This window comes from Streptomyces sp. NPDC002643 (assembly GCF_053592555.1).
The window spans coordinates 1-14,789 of sequence record NZ_JBSFVY010000029.1 but is presented as its reverse complement, the minus strand read 5'-3'; the positions used below and the strand labels follow the sequence as shown (position 1 = coordinate 14,789).

At 69.6% G+C, this 14,789-nt stretch carries 15 protein-coding genes, 1 tRNA gene and 1 pseudogene; 5 read left to right on the top strand and 12 right to left on the bottom strand.

Annotated features, from left to right (window positions below):
- Positions 1-83 precede the first annotated feature (83 nt).
- Complete coding sequence (locus ACWD4G_RS34180; RefSeq protein ID WP_451300438.1) at positions 84-1,475, top strand: FG-GAP and VCBS repeat-containing protein; 1,392 nt, start codon at positions 84-86, stop codon at positions 1,473-1,475.
- Between the two features lie 91 nt (positions 1,476-1,566).
- On the top strand, positions 1,567-4,905 hold the full coding sequence (locus ACWD4G_RS34175) for an NACHT domain-containing protein (RefSeq protein WP_451300436.1): 3,339 nt from the start codon (positions 1,567-1,569) through the stop codon (positions 4,903-4,905).
- A gap of 28 nt (positions 4,906-4,933) precedes the next feature.
- Here ACWD4G_RS34175 and ACWD4G_RS34170 read toward each other — a convergent pair whose 3' ends face one another.
- Positions 4,934-5,605: a dihydrofolate reductase family protein gene (locus ACWD4G_RS34170; RefSeq protein ID WP_451300434.1), complete on the bottom strand. Its 672-nt coding sequence runs from the start codon at positions 5,603-5,605 to the stop codon at positions 4,934-4,936.
- Positions 5,606-5,666: 61 nt separating this feature from the next.
- Entirely contained in the window at positions 5,667-6,656 is a 990-nt protein-coding gene (locus ACWD4G_RS34165; RefSeq protein WP_451300433.1) for a class I SAM-dependent methyltransferase, read from the bottom strand.
- Positions 6,657-6,993: 337 nt separating this feature from the next.
- On the opposite strand from ACWD4G_RS34165, the gene ACWD4G_RS34160 reads away from it, so the two are divergent.
- Complete coding sequence (locus ACWD4G_RS34160) at positions 6,994-7,389, top strand: nuclear transport factor 2 family protein (protein ID WP_451300431.1); 396 nt, start codon at positions 6,994-6,996, stop codon at positions 7,387-7,389.
- A 135-nt stretch (positions 7,390-7,524) separates the two neighbouring features.
- Positions 7,525-8,547 carry a Yip1 family protein gene (locus ACWD4G_RS34155; protein WP_451300429.1) on the top strand — a complete coding sequence of 341 codons (1,023 nt, stop codon included), beginning with the start codon at positions 7,525-7,527 and terminating at the stop codon, positions 8,545-8,547.
- An 83-nt stretch (positions 8,548-8,630) separates the two neighbouring features.
- On the opposite strand, the gene ACWD4G_RS34150 is transcribed toward ACWD4G_RS34155, so the two are convergent.
- From ACWD4G_RS34150 to ACWD4G_RS34140, 3 genes are all read right to left on the bottom strand, one after another.
- Positions 8,631-9,170 carry a phosphoribosyltransferase gene (locus ACWD4G_RS34150; RefSeq protein ID WP_451300606.1) on the bottom strand — a complete coding sequence of 180 codons (540 nt, stop codon included), beginning with the start codon at positions 9,168-9,170 and terminating at the stop codon, positions 8,631-8,633.
- A 14-nt stretch (positions 9,171-9,184) separates the two neighbouring features.
- A complete protein-coding gene (gene dcd / locus ACWD4G_RS34145) occupies positions 9,185-9,760 on the bottom strand; it encodes a dCTP deaminase (protein ID WP_451300427.1) in 576 nt (191 codons plus the stop codon).
- Between the two features lie 96 nt (positions 9,761-9,856).
- The gene (locus ACWD4G_RS34140; protein ID WP_451300616.1) at positions 9,857-9,979 is read right to left on the bottom strand and encodes a hypothetical protein; all 123 of its coding nucleotides are present in this window, start codon (positions 9,977-9,979) and stop codon (positions 9,857-9,859) included.
- 328 nt (positions 9,980-10,307) lie between these two features.
- Here ACWD4G_RS34140 and ACWD4G_RS34135 point away from each other — a divergent pair.
- Positions 10,308-10,381 (top strand) — tRNA-Gly (locus ACWD4G_RS34135).
- A 90-nt stretch (positions 10,382-10,471) separates the two neighbouring features.
- On the opposite strand, the gene ACWD4G_RS34130 is transcribed toward ACWD4G_RS34135, so the two are convergent.
- The 7 genes and pseudogenes from ACWD4G_RS34130 to ACWD4G_RS34100 form a co-directional block, all read right to left on the bottom strand.
- A complete protein-coding gene (locus tag ACWD4G_RS34130) occupies positions 10,472-11,638 on the bottom strand; it encodes a tyrosine-type recombinase/integrase (protein WP_451300425.1) in 1,167 nt (388 codons plus the stop codon).
- Positions 11,638-11,850, bottom strand: a complete 213-nt coding sequence (locus ACWD4G_RS34125; RefSeq protein ID WP_451300423.1) for an excisionase family DNA-binding protein — start codon at positions 11,848-11,850, stop codon at positions 11,638-11,640. The genes ACWD4G_RS34130 and ACWD4G_RS34125 overlap by 1 nt, the downstream gene beginning before the upstream one ends.
- Positions 11,847-13,151, bottom strand: a complete 1,305-nt coding sequence (locus ACWD4G_RS34120; RefSeq protein ID WP_451300604.1) for a replication initiator — start codon at positions 13,149-13,151, stop codon at positions 11,847-11,849. Before ACWD4G_RS34120 ends, ACWD4G_RS34125 begins: the two co-directional genes overlap by 4 nt.
- A 175-nt stretch (positions 13,152-13,326) precedes the next feature.
- Positions 13,327-13,521: a hypothetical protein gene (locus ACWD4G_RS34115; RefSeq protein ID WP_451300421.1), complete on the bottom strand. Its 195-nt coding sequence runs from the start codon at positions 13,519-13,521 to the stop codon at positions 13,327-13,329.
- A gap of 24 nt (positions 13,522-13,545) precedes the next feature.
- Positions 13,546-13,737, bottom strand: a complete 192-nt coding sequence (locus ACWD4G_RS34110; protein WP_451300419.1) for a mobile element transfer protein — start codon at positions 13,735-13,737, stop codon at positions 13,546-13,548.
- A gap of 11 nt (positions 13,738-13,748) precedes the next feature.
- On the bottom strand, positions 13,749-14,390 hold the full coding sequence (locus tag ACWD4G_RS34105) for a DUF2637 domain-containing protein (protein ID WP_451300417.1): 642 nt from the start codon (positions 14,388-14,390) through the stop codon (positions 13,749-13,751).
- 84 nt (positions 14,391-14,474) lie between these two features.
- A pseudogene (locus ACWD4G_RS34100) lies at positions 14,475-14,789 on the bottom strand (FtsK/SpoIIIE domain-containing protein); the annotation flags it as partial.

Genomic DNA, 14,789 nt, shown 5'->3' with positions numbered 1-14,789 from the left:
CCACCCGCAGCCGCGAAACAAGCCCCACCACCCCACCCAATAGGCGACTGCACCCCACTCCACTTCCCCTCCCGGAGCCCCCATTGCGCACACGCCCACACCTCCCCTCAGCCGGCCTCCTGGCCACCACCCTGCTGGCAAGCACCCTCACCCTCGCGGCCCCCGCCTCCGCCGCCCCCGCCAAATACGCCGACGACTTCAACGGCGACGGCCACCGCGACTACGCGGCGTTCGCGTACGGCCGCGACCTGGACGAGAGCAAGGGCGGCGGCGTCCTGGTCACGTTCGGCACGGCGAACGGCCCCGGCACGAAGACCCAGTTCATCTCGCAGGCGAGCGCCGGCGTCCCCGGCGCCGACGAGACCGACGACTTCTTCGGCGAGTTCCGTACGGCGGCCGACTTCAACAAGGACGGCTACGGCGACCTCGCGGTGTCCGCGAACGGCGAGGACGTGACCGGCGCGAAGAACAGCGGCACGGTGACGATCCTGTGGGGCTCGTCGAAGGGCCTCTCCGGCGGCACGACCGTCCCGAACAAGGGCCCGAAGGGCGTCGCCGGCCGCGCCTCCGACCTGGCGACCGGCGACTTCAACGGCGACGGCAAGCAGGACCTGGCCCTGATCCGCGACAACAAGGCGTACGTCTACCGGGGTTCGATCTCGAAGTCGGGCGTCAAGGGCACGGTGACGGTCCTCGACAAGTCGAACTCCCCCTTCTACGCCACCGCGTTGATCCCCGGAAAGGTCAACAAGGACGGCAAGACGGACCTGGTCGTGATCGGCGACGTGGTGACGGACACGACGCTCGCGTCGGACGCGTGGTTCATCGCGGGCGGCGAGAAGAAGCTGTACCCCGGCAAGACCCTGCGCATCGAGTCGATCAAGTCGAACGGCGGCCAGGCCGACCGTGGCGGAGACGGCCTGATCGCCGACTTCAACAAGGACGGCTACGGCGACATCGCCATCGGAACCCCGCTGTACGACAAGTACAAGGGCCGGGTGACGGTGTGGTACGGCTCGGCCTCGGGCCCCTCCAGGTCGGCCCGCTTCACCCAGTCCACCACCGGCATCAAGGACACCCCGGAGGCGGACGACTCCTTCGGCGCGTCCCTGTCCGCCGGCGACGTGAACGGCGACGGTTACCGCGACCTGGCGATCGGCGTGTACGGCGAGACGCTGAGCGGGAAGTCGTACGCGGGCGCGGTCCACGTACTGAAGGGCACCAAGTCGGGCCTGACGGGGACGGGTGCGCAGTGGTTCGCCCGCAACACCCAAGGCGTCCCCGGCGACCTGACCTCGGACGACACCTTCGGCGGCACGGTCCGCCTGCGCGACACCAACCGCGACGGCAAGGCCGACCTGTACGTGACCGCGAACTACGGCTCGGTCCTGCTGAGGGGCTCGACGAAGGGCATCACGACGACGGGCGCCCAGTCGGTGAAGGGCGACATCATCGCGGGGATGCTCCAGCCGTAACACGGGCCACCGGGAAGTACGCGAGAAAGCCCGGTGAACTGGGTACGGAGACAAGACCCGACTGGAGGCGTACGACACGGGGGTGGGGTCGGTGGAGGGCAGACGGCGCGCGCTCAGAGTGCTGGGTCTCGGGGCCCTGACGCTGGGCCTCGGTGTGACGGGCAACCAGGTCCTGAACGACGGCGACCTCAGCTGGACCTGGTTGTACGTCTCCTACGCGGTGGCGGTGGTGACCCTCCTCCACTCGGAGCTGGGCCCCACCCCGCCGCCCGCCCCGGCCCCCGCTCCCCGAGGCCGCCGGAGGGTCTACCTCCGTCAACTGCGCGCCGGCGTACGCGACATGGAGACGGTCGGCATCGCGACACAGAGCGAGTTCGTGTTCCGGATGCGCCAGGTGTACGTGGATGTGACCGTGGTCCCGCAGCCGTTGCACAACGCGGCGCGGGAACCGTATCTGGGCTCGGTGACCGGCGGTGAACGCCGAACCCTGGAGTCGGTGCTCCGAGCCGCCGACCGGGGCGAGGCCTCCCGCGTCCTGGCGGTGATCGGCGGCCCCGGCTCGGGCAAGACGACGCTGGCCCGCAACACGGCCCTGGAACTCTGCCGCCACAACTGGCGCCTGTGGAGACGCCGTCTGCCGGTCCTGCTCTACCTCCGCGACCACACCACGACCCTTCTCTCCGACGACCCGCCGCCCCTGGAATCGGTCGCGGTCTCCGCCGGCTGGCTGGAGGGCAAGGTCGCGGAACGCTGGCTGAACCGCCGGCTCGACCGGGGCGGATGCGTGGTCCTCCTCGACGGCCTGGACGAGGTGGCCGCCCGCGAGGACCGCGAGAAGGTGGTCGGCTGGGTCACCCGCCAGATCCAGCGCCACCCGAACAACACGTACGTGGTCACCTCCCGCCCCCACGGCTACGAGACGAACCCGCTGCCCGGCGCGGAGGTCCTCCAGGTACGCCGGTTCACCTGGCAGCAGATCGACCAGTTCCTGCGCCAGTGGTCGTACGCGACGGAGAGCCGAGCCCGGGGCGGCACCGGCCGCGAGGTCCGCCTCGCCGCCGACCGCAACGCCGCCGATCTGCTCGCCCGCCTCCGCAAACAGGGCGCTCTCTACGACCTCGCCGCCAACCCCCTCCTTCTGACGATGACGGCGAACGTCCACCGCTACCGAGGCCAACTCCCCGGCAGCCGCGCCGAGTTGTACGCCGAGATGGCCGACGTCCTCCTCCACCGCCGCTCCGAGGCCCGGGGCCTGCGGGACGCCACCGGCCTCGGCGGCCAGCACAAACAGCACGTCGCCCAGCACCTCGCGCTGGCCATGATGAAGGCGAAGGTCAGGGACTGGCCCCTACGGGAAGCGGCCCGGGCGATCCGCCGGGCACTGCGGCAGGTCCCGGGCGGTGTCACCGCCGAGGTCTTCCTGGAGGAGGCCCGCAAGAGCGGCCTCCTCGTCGAACGCGAACACGGCGTCCACGGCTTCGCCCATCTCACCCTTCAGGAGTATCTGGCCGCCGCCCAACTCAGCACTCCCCGCGCCGACATCACCTCGATCGACGGCATCGTCGACGACCCCTGGTGGCGCGAGACGGTCCTGCTCTGGGCAGCGGGCAACGACGCGACCCCCGTCGTCACGGCCTGCCTCACCCGAGGCACGGTCCCGGCCCTCGCCCTGGCCTTCGACTGCGCCGTCCCGGCGAGAACCGTCGACCCGGACGTCAGGGACGAACTCGACGCCCTGCTCACCTCCGAGGCGTCCCCCGACCCCGCCCGCCAACGCCTCCTCACCGGAATCCTGGCGACCCGCACCCTGCGCGAGCAGATCCAACTCAACGACACGACCGCGCTGTGCGCGAGCGCCGTACCGCGCGATCTCTACGAGCAGTTCGTCCGCCATGAGCAGGAGGCCGGGCTCCATCATCCGCGGCTCGGCCAGACGGACGACTCGTCCCGCCCCGGCCCGCGTCCACTGGCCGTGGGCATGCAGGCCGGAGACGCCGAAGGCTTCGTCGACTGGCTCAACACCGTCACCGAGGAGCCCGCGTACCGCCTGCCCACACCGGACGAACTCCGCGATCCCGCCGCGGCGATGGCGGCGGACCTCACCCGCCACACCGTCTGGGCCCAGGGCGACCTCGGTCCGATCCTCCACCAGCCGCAGGGTGTGTCATGGCCCTACACACCCGTCTTCGATTCGCTCGCGCACATACCGGCCTCCGATCTCCAACTGCTCAAGCCCTACCTCGAACTCGTGGGTATGGAGCCCGCGCAACGAGCACGGGTGGAACACTGGGCCAGGGCCCTGAGCATGGCCCTCAAGCGGGCCCCGGACCTTCGCGATTCGGCTCAGCTCGCCGCCTTGGAGCTGCCGCTCACCATCGCCACCGCGCTCGCCCTCGACTTCGCCCTGGCCCATACCGTTGACTTCGCACGCCATCTCGATTCCACGTTCGGCCCGTTCGTGGGCACCGTTCCCGCCCTGGTCTTCGCCTCGCACCCGAGCCCCGACTACAAACGCAACTTCGACCGTGTCGTCGGCCTCGCCGAAGCCCTCGTCCCCGCCACCGGCCTCTTCTCGGACCTCGGCCTTCATATCGGCCTTGAGCCCTCGCTGATCGCCGGCTCATTCATCGGTCTGGACCGGCGAACCGCCCTCGCCCTCGCCACCCAGGCCACCAACCAACTCGGCATCGCGCGCGGGCGGTGCCTGTCCCACGCCCGTAACCTGGACCCCGACCTCGCGACACATCGCGACGCCGACTTCCTCCCCGACCGCGACCACGCCCTGGCGCGCGCTCGTACGCTCGACCTCGGGGCGGGGCTTCCCCCCGTCCTCGAACTCACCTCCGAGCGGGCCGCCTACCTCGGCAACGACTTCTCCGTCACCCTGGACCCGCTGCTTGCTCTCGACCTCGTCCTCGATGTCGACCGGCATCATCGGGGAGGCATGGTCAACGTCGCCCTGATGGCTCTGCGCGGCCTGCTCGACACCATGCCCCGCCGTATCGCCACCGGGCCATCCGTCATGGAGAGCCTGAACAGCCATGCGACGCGCACGGCCCAGTGGCGGCGAAGAGCCGGAGTGCGCAGTCCGGAGAATCCGGTCCAGCATCTTCGCGCCGCACGCCGCCTCCTTCCAGAAACCGACGCAGCCGGCCCCGAACTCACCCGGACACGGGCGCTCATCACCGCCGCCGTGGAACTTCTCACCGCCATGCACGACCGAAGAACACCCACCGACGCCCGGGTACTCGCCTGCGCTCGCACGACGGTGCTGGCCGCCCTCTCGACCATGTCACCGGACGACGTGACGCTTCGGGCAGCCGTCCAAGCACTGCTCACGACCTACGACAGCCTCCTCGCCCTGGACCACGCCGACCCAACCCTGGACATCCCCAACCAGATCCTCCTCATAGCCCGCACCCAGCCCTAGCCACACCCGTCGAGGGATACGAATCCGGTTACCCCGCCCGAGCGAACGTCACATGTGTCACCCCGCTCGGCGAGGACACGGCCTCCACCTCGTACTCCTTCTCGACACCCTCCAACCCACCCGGTCCACCCGGTCCACCCGGCCCGTCCCAGAGCCGTACCCCCCGGCCCAGCAGGATCGGCACCACCACGACATGCAGATGGTCGATGAGCCCGGCGGCGAGGAAGTCCCGGATCACGGTGGCCCCGCCGCCGAGACGTACGTCCTGGCCGCCCGCCGCCTCACGGGCCGCGTCGAGCGCCTCGGCGGGCGAGGCGTCCAGGAAGTGGAACGTCGTACCGCCCTCCATCTCGATCGACGGACGGGGGTGGTGCGTGAGGACGAAGGTCGGCGTGTGGAAGGGCGGATTCGGCCCCCACCAGCCCTTCCACTCCGGGTCCTCGTGCCATCCGGGGTAACCGAACTTCCCCGCGCCCATGATCTCCGCACCGATCCCGGGCTCGTGCTGCCGTACGAACACATCGTCGAGACCACTGGACCCCCCGGGCTCACCCACCCTCTCGCGCCACCACTTGGTCGCGAACATCCACTCGTGCAGCCGTTCCCCGGCGTGCCCGAACGGCGCGTCACGGCTCAGCCCCTCACCGGTACCGAAGCCGTCCAGAGAGATGGAGAAGTTATGAACACGGACAAGCGACATGACCGAACTCCCTTCCGCCACAGCCCTTCCATGGGCTTTCCACGGACCACCTACAGACCGCCTACAGACCGCCTACGGCCCCTCTGTAGCCCTTCCGCAGCCCTTCTGCCACCCCTTCCGCCATCCCCTCCGCCGCCCTTCCGCGGCTCTTCTGGCCGCCCACCACCCCGCGCCCCCGCATCGCCTGGCTCCCCACCACGACCCGGCCCTCCCCCACGCCCGGTCCCCCACCCCGTCGCCCCCGCGCGCTGACCAGCGGATACGAGGTGACGACGAATCCGGGGTCGTCCAACAGCTCCATGAACCGGCGCAGTTCACCGTCCCCGAGCCAGGTGTCGCCGATCCGCGTCGCGCCGATCCGGACCTCCGCCTCCCCCGTCCGCCGCGCCGTCTGTTCGATGTTGGCGCGGTGGAGCCGGATGCCCTCGCCGCCGCCGGCCCAGGTCTCGGCGTAGGTCGTCGCGGTGACGCCCTCCAACCCGGCGCGGATCATCTCGCCGACGACACTCCGCCCCCACAACGGCTCGGCCCCGACGCTCTCCAGCGCCTGGAGCAGCGCCGCGTGCACCCGCTCGAAGAGCACACCGGCCTCGTCGTCGGGCGCGGCGAGCACCGGGGTCCAGCCGCAGTCGAACTCCTCCAGCACCAGCCAGCCACCGGGTCTCAGGGCGGAGACCAGCCGCTCCAATACCCGTAGCCGCTCCGGCAGATGGACGAGGACGAGCCGGGCGTGCACGAGGTCGAAGCCGTCGTCGGGCATCGGGTCGCGGGTGATGTCGTGGGCCAACAGCCGTACATTTGCGGGCAGTTGCCTCTGCACAGCCCAACGGGGGTCCAGGTCGGTGACGATGACCTCCCCGTCCGCCCCGACCCGCTCCCCCAGCCAGGCCCCGACCGAACCGGCCCCGCCCCCGACCTCCAGGCATCTCCAGCCCGCCCCCACCCCGGTGAGCCCCAACGTCCTGCGCGACCAGGGGTCGTACCGCGATTCCAGGACCGAGAAGCGCTCCTTCGCCTGATCGTCCGCGTTGTCGAACAGGTAGCGCGTCATGGGCGCCCTCCCCTTCCGTACGAGCCGCACGGGCTCCCGCCCGCCCGATGGCGATCCACCGCGATCCTCACACTGCGAACGCAACTCTTTGCAGAGCGTAATGAATCGGCGAGAAGGCGACGGAAGTGCGCCCGCTCGCACACCGGGCGCGCTCGCGACTACGGCCGACCGCGCGGATAATTTTCCCCATAGAGCTGAATATCCCCTGATATCAGGCAATTCGCAGCGCGCGATCTCGCGTCGAACCGTCGCGCATGGCGCTGTCGCACCGTCGCGCCGTCGCGCATCGCGCTTCGCGTCACATGCCCCGTCGACCCATGGAAACCCGGTGATCCTCATGGCCGAGCACCCCCACGCCACTCTCGTCCGCAAGGGCTACGACGCCTTCTCACGCGGCGACATGGACACCCTGCGCACCCTGATGACCTCGGACTGCGCCCACCACGTACCCGGCGGCAACCCGCTCTCCGGCGACTACAAGGGCCAGGACAACGTCCTGGAGCTGTACCGCAGGCTCTTCGAGGAGACCGGCGGCACCTTCCAGGCGGACCTGAAGCACGTCCTCGTCGACGGCCGCGGCCACGCCGTCTCCATGCACCTCTACAGAGCCGAACGCGGCGGCAAGCGGATCGAGCAGTACGGCGCCCTGATCTTCCGCATCGTCGGCGACAAGATCACGGACATCGACGAGTGCGAGACGGACATCGAAGAGGCCGACGCGTTCTGGTCGTAGGGGCAGCCCAGGGACAGCCACGGGCGCCAGGGACAGCCAAGGGCGCCAGGGGCAGCCGTCGGCGACCGCTCCGCGGCGGGACCCTGACGGCCCCTGACTCACACCCTGACTCACCCGCTGACGAACCCTTAGGGGATGTCACAGCTCGGCCGCAAAGCCGGACCGGTTCCCCCCGGTCCGGCACACCGGTCGCCGGGACCAGGTACGTTCGATGGCGTGGCTGGATTCAGGATCGGACGCGGCCGGGACAACGGCGCTCCTCAAGCGCGACCGCACAACCCCCCGTACGGACGGCAGGCCCCGCAGGCCGGCGGCCCGTCGTACGGCTACCCCCAGACGCCCCCCGGGCCGCCGTACGGCGGAACCCAGGGCGGAGGCTGGCCCCAGACGCACGGCGGCGGCCGCCCGGGCGGCTATGGCAACCACGGCCGTCCGGGGAACCACGGCAACCACGGTGAGCCCGAGTACTTCGGCGACGACGGCGCCCACCCGGGTGCCCAAGCGGACCCGTACGCGGCCAACGACCCCGGCCACACCCAGACGTTCGCGGTCGGCGAGGACCCGTACCACCAGAGCGACACCTACCGCGCGGGCAACGCCCCGGCGGCCCCGGTCGGTCCGCGCCTCGGCTGGAAGGCCCTGCTCAAGGGCATCGTGACCAGCCCGAGCCAGACGTTCATGGCCATGCGGGACTACGCGATGTGGGGCCCGGCCCTGATCGTGACGTTCCTGTACGGCCTGCTGGCGGTCTTCGGCTTCGACACGGCCCGCGAGGACGCGATCAACGCGACCCTGTCGAACGCCATACCGATCGTCCTCGTCACCGCCGTGACCATGGTCGTCAGTACGTTCATCCTGGGCGTGGTCACCCACACCCTGGCCCGTCAGCTCGGTGGTGACGGCGCCTGGCAGCCCACGGTCGGCCTCTCCATGCTGATCATGGCCCTGACCGACGCGCCCCGGCTGGTCGTCGCGATGTTCGCGGGCGGCGACGCCTCGTTCGTCCAGATCCTCGGCTGGATCACCTGGGTGGCCGCCGGCGCCCTCCTCACCCTGATGGTCTCCAAGTCCCACGACCTCCCCTGGCCGAAGGCCCTGGGCGCCTCGGCGATCCAGCTGGTCGCGATCCTGTCGCTGATCAAGCTGGGCACGTTCTAGGGACGACGCGCGACGCACATACGTATAGGGCCCCCGGCGGTGAACAACCGCCGGGGGCCCTACGCGTATGAGTACGGCCGCTCTCAGGCGTCGAGAACCTGCCCGGCTCTCCGCACGACCGGCGCCTCGACGCTCCAGGGAAAGTTGATCCACTCGTCGGTCCGCTTCCACACGTACTCGCACTTCACGAGAGAGTGGGACTTCTCATAGATCACGGCGGAGCGGACCTCGGCGACGGCGTCGAGGCAGAAGTCGCGGACGAGCTTCAGCGTCTTCCCGGTGTCGGCGACATCGTCCGCGATCAGCACCTTCTTGTCGGTGAAGTCGATGGCGTTCGGGACGGGCGCGAGCATGACGGGCATGTCGAGGGTGGTGCCCACACCCGTATAGAACTCGACGTTGACCAGATGCAGATTCTTGCAGTCGAGGGCGTAGGCGAGCCCGCCGGCGACGAAGACGCCGCCGCGCGCGATGCTGAGGATGATGTCCGGCTCGTACCCGTCATCGGCGATGACCTGCGCGAGCTCACGCACGGCGGAGCCGAAGAGGTCGTAACTGAGGTTCTCTCGCACCTGGACGGCGTGGGACCCCTCGGACACCGGGGATTGCGGCTGCTGGGACATGCTCTGGGACATGCTCACACCTGGGTCCGGTGGAAGTTGCGGAAGGACCGGGAGGCGGTCGGCCCCCGCTGCCCCTGGTAGCGCGACCCGTACCGCTCGCTGCCGTACGGATGCTCGGCCGGCGAACTGAGCCGGAACATGCACAGCTGCCCGATCTTCATCCCCGGCCAGAGCTTGATGGGAAGCGTCGCGAGATTCGACAGCTCCAAGGTCACATGCCCGGAGAAGCCGGGATCGATGAACCCGGCGGTGGAGTGCGTGACGAGCCCGAGCCGCCCGAGAGAACTCTTCCCCTCCAGCCGGGAAGCGAGATCGTCGGGCAGTGTGATGACCTCATAGGTACTGGCGAGCACGAACTCCCCGGGGTGCAGGATGAACGGCTCGTCCCCCTCCGGCTCCACGAGCCGCGTCAGATCGGCCTGCTCGATGGCGGGATCGATATGGGGGTAACGGTGATTCTCGAACACCCGGAAGAACCGATCGAGCCGGACGTCGATGCTCGACGGCTGCACCATGGTTTCGTCGTACGGTTCGATCCGCACCCGGCCTGCGTCGATCTCGGCCCGGATGTCCTTGTCTGAGAGAAGCACGCCCCGAGGATACGCAAAGACGAGGGGCGGCGGTCACACGACCACCGCCCCCAAGCTACTGCTACCGCACTACTACCGCTGCTACGACCGCTGTCGCTACCGCTTCTCCAAGGCGACCGGCACGACATTGCGGAGCCGGGCGCAGCGAGGACAGCGGATGAGCCGACCGGGACCGAGGCGCTCGGCCTGCTGCATCGGGAACGAAGCGGTGCTGAACACGTGCCCATCGGCACAACGGACGACGGTGCGCTCCATCAAGTCCAAGAGTCCCTTCCCCAAGAGCCGCGTCTGATGGCCGACCTGACGTCGACCGGACGACGAAAGCCACATTACGGGATGAAAGGGACGGCCCTCCAGGCGGCACTCCGAGTCCCCCGAAGGCCCACCCAGACCCTCTTCCCCGCCCCCACCGTACGCCCCAACTCCCGCCCACCGCAGCCCCGTCCCCACCCCCGAAACAACCTCGGGCCCCACGCCTTCAACACGGGGGCCCGACATGAGGTAAAGTAACGACGCGTCCCGACACCGGCACGAACCGGCGTCTTACGCGGGTGTAGTTTAATGGTAGAACATCAGCTTCCCAAGCTGAGAGCGCGAGTTCGATTCTCGTCACCCGCTCCACGCGAAACCCCCAGGTCAGAGACCCGGGGGTTCTTTGTTGTCTAGACCAGTGGGCGGCGTGCGCACCACAACCGCACCATAAGGTCGCCGCTAGCTTCCAGTGGCCTCCTCGTTGTGGTGCGCACCGTTGCCCTTGTGGTGCTTCGCACGCTCGGCCCGGACCATGTCGTCGAGCCCGGCCGCCACGTCCCGCTGCCGCTCCTCATCCGAGTGCTGATAGATCAGCGCGGCCTTCTCGGAGGACTGCCCAGCCCGAACCATCGTGTCCTTCAGGGTCGCGCCGGAACGGGTCGAGAGCGTGTGTCCGGTGTGACGAAGGTCGTAAAAGCGAAAGCCGTCCGGGAGGCCGACAACTGCGCGAGCCCGCCGCCACTTCCGGCCGAACGAAGTCCGCCGAAACGGCGCCCCCTTCTCGCCGACGAAGACCAGGCCATCAGGTCCCTTCTCGGCGAACCAGGCGAGATGCTGCCTCACCTCCTTGTGCAGGAAGGCCGGGAGGACCACGGCCCGGACACCCGCGTCGGTTTTGGTCTCGCCAGGCGCACGCTTGCCGTTGGTCCGTTCCGGCTCAGCGATGCGGACGCGGATCACCAGCCTGTCGAGGTCGACGTCCCGGCGGCGGAGACCCGCGAGTTCTTCGGGACGCATCGGCCCGTACGCGCCGAGGTAGACCATGAGCCGCCAGCGGATACCGATCGCTTCGGCGAGCGCATCGACCTGGGCCACGGTGGCAATGCGCCGCTCGGCGGCCGACTCCTTCCCGCCACCCTTGATCCGGCATGGATTGCGACTGATCAGCTCGTCGTCGACGGCGGTCTCAAGGATGCCCTTGAGAAGGCGGTACGCCTTGGCGATGGTCGTCTTTGCCTTGGTGGTGCGTAGGCGCTCAGCGCGCCACTCACGGACGCGAGGAGCGGTGATCTCGTCCAGGTCGAGAGCGCCGAAGGTCGGGAGGATGTGGAGCCGTAGCAGGTCCTCGTAGAGGTCGACGGTGCGGACGGACAGCTCTCGCTCTTCGACCCACTTCTCGGCGTAGACACGGAAGTTGACCGCCCCGGCGTCGGGAGCGCGCCAGTCCCCACGCGTGAGATCTGCCTCTACCTGAGACAGCCAGACTTCCGCGTCCGTCTTGGTCTCGAAGGTCTCCTCTGCTCGGATGCGCTCACCATCGGGCCCGAGGTACGAAGCCGTCCAGCGGCCGGACCGGTACTGCCGCACCGCGCCGAAACGGCGTCTCCTGCCCTTCTTGTTGGCCATCAGGCGACCCTCCGAAGCCCGGCGCGGCGGGCCCTGATCGGCTCGACGGTGCGGGACTGGATGAACTCCTGGACCGCGCTTTCCGGGATGCGCACATGCCGGCCGAGCTTCACGTACCGGATGCGCCGCTCCTCGATCAGCCGCCGGGGGAACCGGGCGGTCGTGCCGAGCAGTTCGGCGACCTGGTCCACGGACAGGTAGCGGTCGTTCATGTGGTGGGTTCTCCTTCCGTTCCGGGGGCGGGTTCGAGGGATGCGGCAAGCCAGGCTTCGACGTCGGAGAGGCCGGTTCCGGCGAAGGACCAGTGGGCGAGGACGTATGTGGTGCCGTTCTCGCGGTCGGGGCCGTTGGCTGTTGTGGCTTGGGCGCGGCGCCATTCGGCGCGGGCGTTCCGGAGGGCGCCGAGGGTGGTGGAGTAGCGGCGGGACTTGGTGGAGAAGTGGCCGCGGAAGCCGAGCATGTGAGCCCAGGCGCGCAGGCGGAGGTGTTCGAGGTCTTTGCGGGCGCCGAGGGTCCAGGCGGTGCGGATGAGTTGGCGGGCGTGGTCGCTGATGTCGAGTTGGGCGAGTTCGGCGGCGAACTTCAGTGGGCGGTCGAGGGCGCCCGTCGCCGTTTCGGCGCCCTTGGTGGCGTACTTGGCGATGTACGCGGCGACCGCGCGCTCGGTCAGTTCATGGCCGTCGTTGAAGTCGGCCGAGCGGATGGTGCGTACGTCGAGTTGGCGGCCGAAGGTGAAGGTGTGGGCGCGGTCGTCGATGACCGGGCCGTCCACGCGGACCTTCGCGGCGGCGGTGCGGATGGCGTCGGTGAGGAGTTCGGCGGTGGCCCAGGGCGGGGGTGGGGTGTCGCCGCCGGTGGGGCCGTCGAGGCGGATGACGGCGTGGAAGTGGACGGCGCCGCGCTTTTGGTACTCGGCGACCTTGGCGAAGGACACGCGGGCGTGGTCGCGGAAGCGACGTTGTGAGAGGCCCGCGCGCTTGGCGACCTCCCGGCGGAGGTAGGTGGAGAAGCGTCGCCAGAGCGGACCTGCGTGGGCGTTCCAGAGAACGGCCGCTTCGTAGTCGTAGGTGTCCGGGGCGAGCGCGGTACCGAGTACGGCGTCCTCCTGGTCGTGCCGGGCACCGCAGCGGCAGGCACGTCCGCTGGAAGGGCGGTTGTGGACCGGGCCGAAGCTGGGGGCGGTGAACGTGGCGAAGACGCGAGGGTGGGCGGCGACCTGTTCGGGGATGCCCTTGCCGCCGCGCAGGCCACAGGTGATCAGGTGGAAGGTGTCGCGGCGGTAGACCTCGGAGCAGGCCGGGCAGCGGGTGGTGCGGCGGTTGTTGCAGCGGACGAGGAGGTTCCCGGCCGGGAGGTCGGTGGAGTCGAGGTGCTGGAGGATGCGGCCGATCTCGCCGGTTGTGGTGTCGAGGTCGTACTCGGTGCGGTGGCCGTCGAGGCGGATGGGGTGGGTGCAGCCGCCGAGTCCGGAGAGTTGGCGGAGGATACCGGGCAGGGTTCCGTGCCCGGCCAGCTTCGCGAGTTCCGGTAGCGGGGGCGGGGTGGTGCGGGTGAAGATGGCGGTCTCCTTCTGACTGGCTTGGTCAGGAGTGATGGCCCCGGGGCAGCAGATGCTTGGTCGTGTGTGCCGCCCCGGGGTTGCGGGCTCTGGTTAGGGCATGGCCAGGGGCCTTTTCTCATCTACTCGTCTAGACATGTTGGCCGTTTATGACGTCCACGCCGGAACGTGTGCCGGACTCGATGACGGGAGCGAGGAAGGTCTGTGAGAGCCAGAAGCCGAAGAGAGCGATCAGGACGACGACCCAGGGACGGACGCCGAGGAACTTGACCGCGCCCCAGGCGAAGAGGCCGAGGACGACGACGAGCGGAAGGCTGACGGTCACGGTGTGGAGGGTCCTTTCAACGGATCAGCGGACGGGGCAGCGGTGGGTACGGGCCGCCAACTCGGCGGCGGCGCGGCTGTCGTAGTCGGCGGAGAAGTTGCAGCGCGGGGCCGTACAGGCGGCGGTGTGCTTCTCGCGGCCCCGGCCGTCGTATGAGGTGCCGACCTGGACGGGGCCGATTCGGGTGACGTTGCGGAAGCGGCGGTTGGCGGACATCAGGCTTCCCTTCAGAGTTGGGCGGCGATGGCTTCGGCCAAGGGCGCGGGGACGCCCAGGCGGGCGCGGAGGGTTGGGGTGTCGATGGGGGTTCCAGTGCGGGTGCGGTGTTCGGCGGCGACCTTGCGGGCGTGTTCGACGAGGGCGGCCGGGACGGGGATGGCGGGGCGCTCGGGCGGCGGTGGCTCGATGGCCGGTTGTGCGGGCGGCTGTTCTCCTGGGGTGGGATCGGGCGCGTCCTCCTGGTCCACGGGGTCGTTCGTGTCCTTGGAGTCCGCGTCGGTCGTCGCGCGGTTGGAGTGGGCGAGGAGGGTCCCGCCGAGGAAGGCGACGGCGGGCCAGCCCGCGACGAGGATGCGAAGCCAGGCGGGTACGTCGCTCAGGTCGAGAAGGCCGGCGGTGGCGACGTTCGCGCCGAGGGAGGCGGCGAGCGCGATGACGAACCAGCACCACCCAGCCGCCTTTGCCTCACCGGACCGCAGTCGGCGCCAGGCGGCGACGAGCAGCAGGTCGACCGAGACCGGGTAGGCCCACGCCTTCCACCCGTCCTGACCCGCTGCCAGGGCGATGTCGTGCAGGTGGGCGAAGGACAGTGCGGCGGCGATGAGCGCCTGGACGAGCACCGCGTCGACACGTGCCAGTTGGGCGCGCATGATGCGGCTCCTTTTCTGGTTCAGGCATGGCAGGGGTAGGGACTTGGCGCGAGACGGTCACGCCGACCGGAGGGGAAGCGAGGCTCAGTCGGTCACCGGGCGCGGCTGCACTGCCGGGGCGGGGGACTCGACGGGGCGTACGGGCACGTAGGGCTGGAACGGCTTGAGCGCGGGCAGGTTGGGCACCAGGTGGGCCGACTCCCGGCAGATCTCGGCGGCGTCGCCGAGGGAGAGGTACGGGGTGCGGATGCGTGACCAGCCGCCGGAGGTGTCACCGGCCACGGCCAGGCCGGGCAGTTCGGGAGCGATGGCGCAGGCGGCGGAGACCGCCTCGGGGGCGATGTCGCCGAGTGCCATCTTCGCGGAGGCTTCGTCGTTGACGCGGTGGCAGACCCGGCC

What these genes read in the sequence shown, in the direction of transcription:
- ACWD4G_RS34110 (WP_451300419.1), bottom strand. Translation starts at nt 13,737, where the DNA reads ATGTCCGCCAACCGCCGCTTCCGCAACGTCACCCGAATCGGCCCCGTC.
- ACWD4G_RS34105 (WP_451300417.1), bottom strand. Translation starts at nt 14,390, where the DNA reads ATGCGCGCCCAACTGGCACGTGTCGACGCGGTGCTCGTCCAGGCGCTC.
- ACWD4G_RS34155 (WP_451300429.1), top strand. Translation starts at nt 7,525, where the DNA reads ATGTCACAGCTCGGCCGCAAAGCCGGACCGGTTCCCCCCGGTCCGGCA.
- ACWD4G_RS34130 (WP_451300425.1), bottom strand. Translation starts at nt 11,638, where the DNA reads ATGGCCAACAAGAAGGGCAGGAGACGCCGTTTCGGCGCGGTGCGGCAG.
- ACWD4G_RS34125 (WP_451300423.1), bottom strand. Translation starts at nt 11,850, where the DNA reads ATGAACGACCGCTACCTGTCCGTGGACCAGGTCGCCGAACTGCTCGGC.
- ACWD4G_RS34165 (WP_451300433.1), bottom strand. Translation starts at nt 6,656, where the DNA reads ATGACGCGCTACCTGTTCGACAACGCGGACGATCAGGCGAAGGAGCGC.
- ACWD4G_RS34160 (WP_451300431.1), top strand. Translation starts at nt 6,994, where the DNA reads ATGGCCGAGCACCCCCACGCCACTCTCGTCCGCAAGGGCTACGACGCC.
- ACWD4G_RS34150 (WP_451300606.1), bottom strand. Translation starts at nt 9,170, where the DNA reads ATGTCCCAGCAGCCGCAATCCCCGGTGTCCGAGGGGTCCCACGCCGTC.
- ACWD4G_RS34170 (WP_451300434.1), bottom strand. Translation starts at nt 5,605, where the DNA reads ATGTCGCTTGTCCGTGTTCATAACTTCTCCATCTCTCTGGACGGCTTC.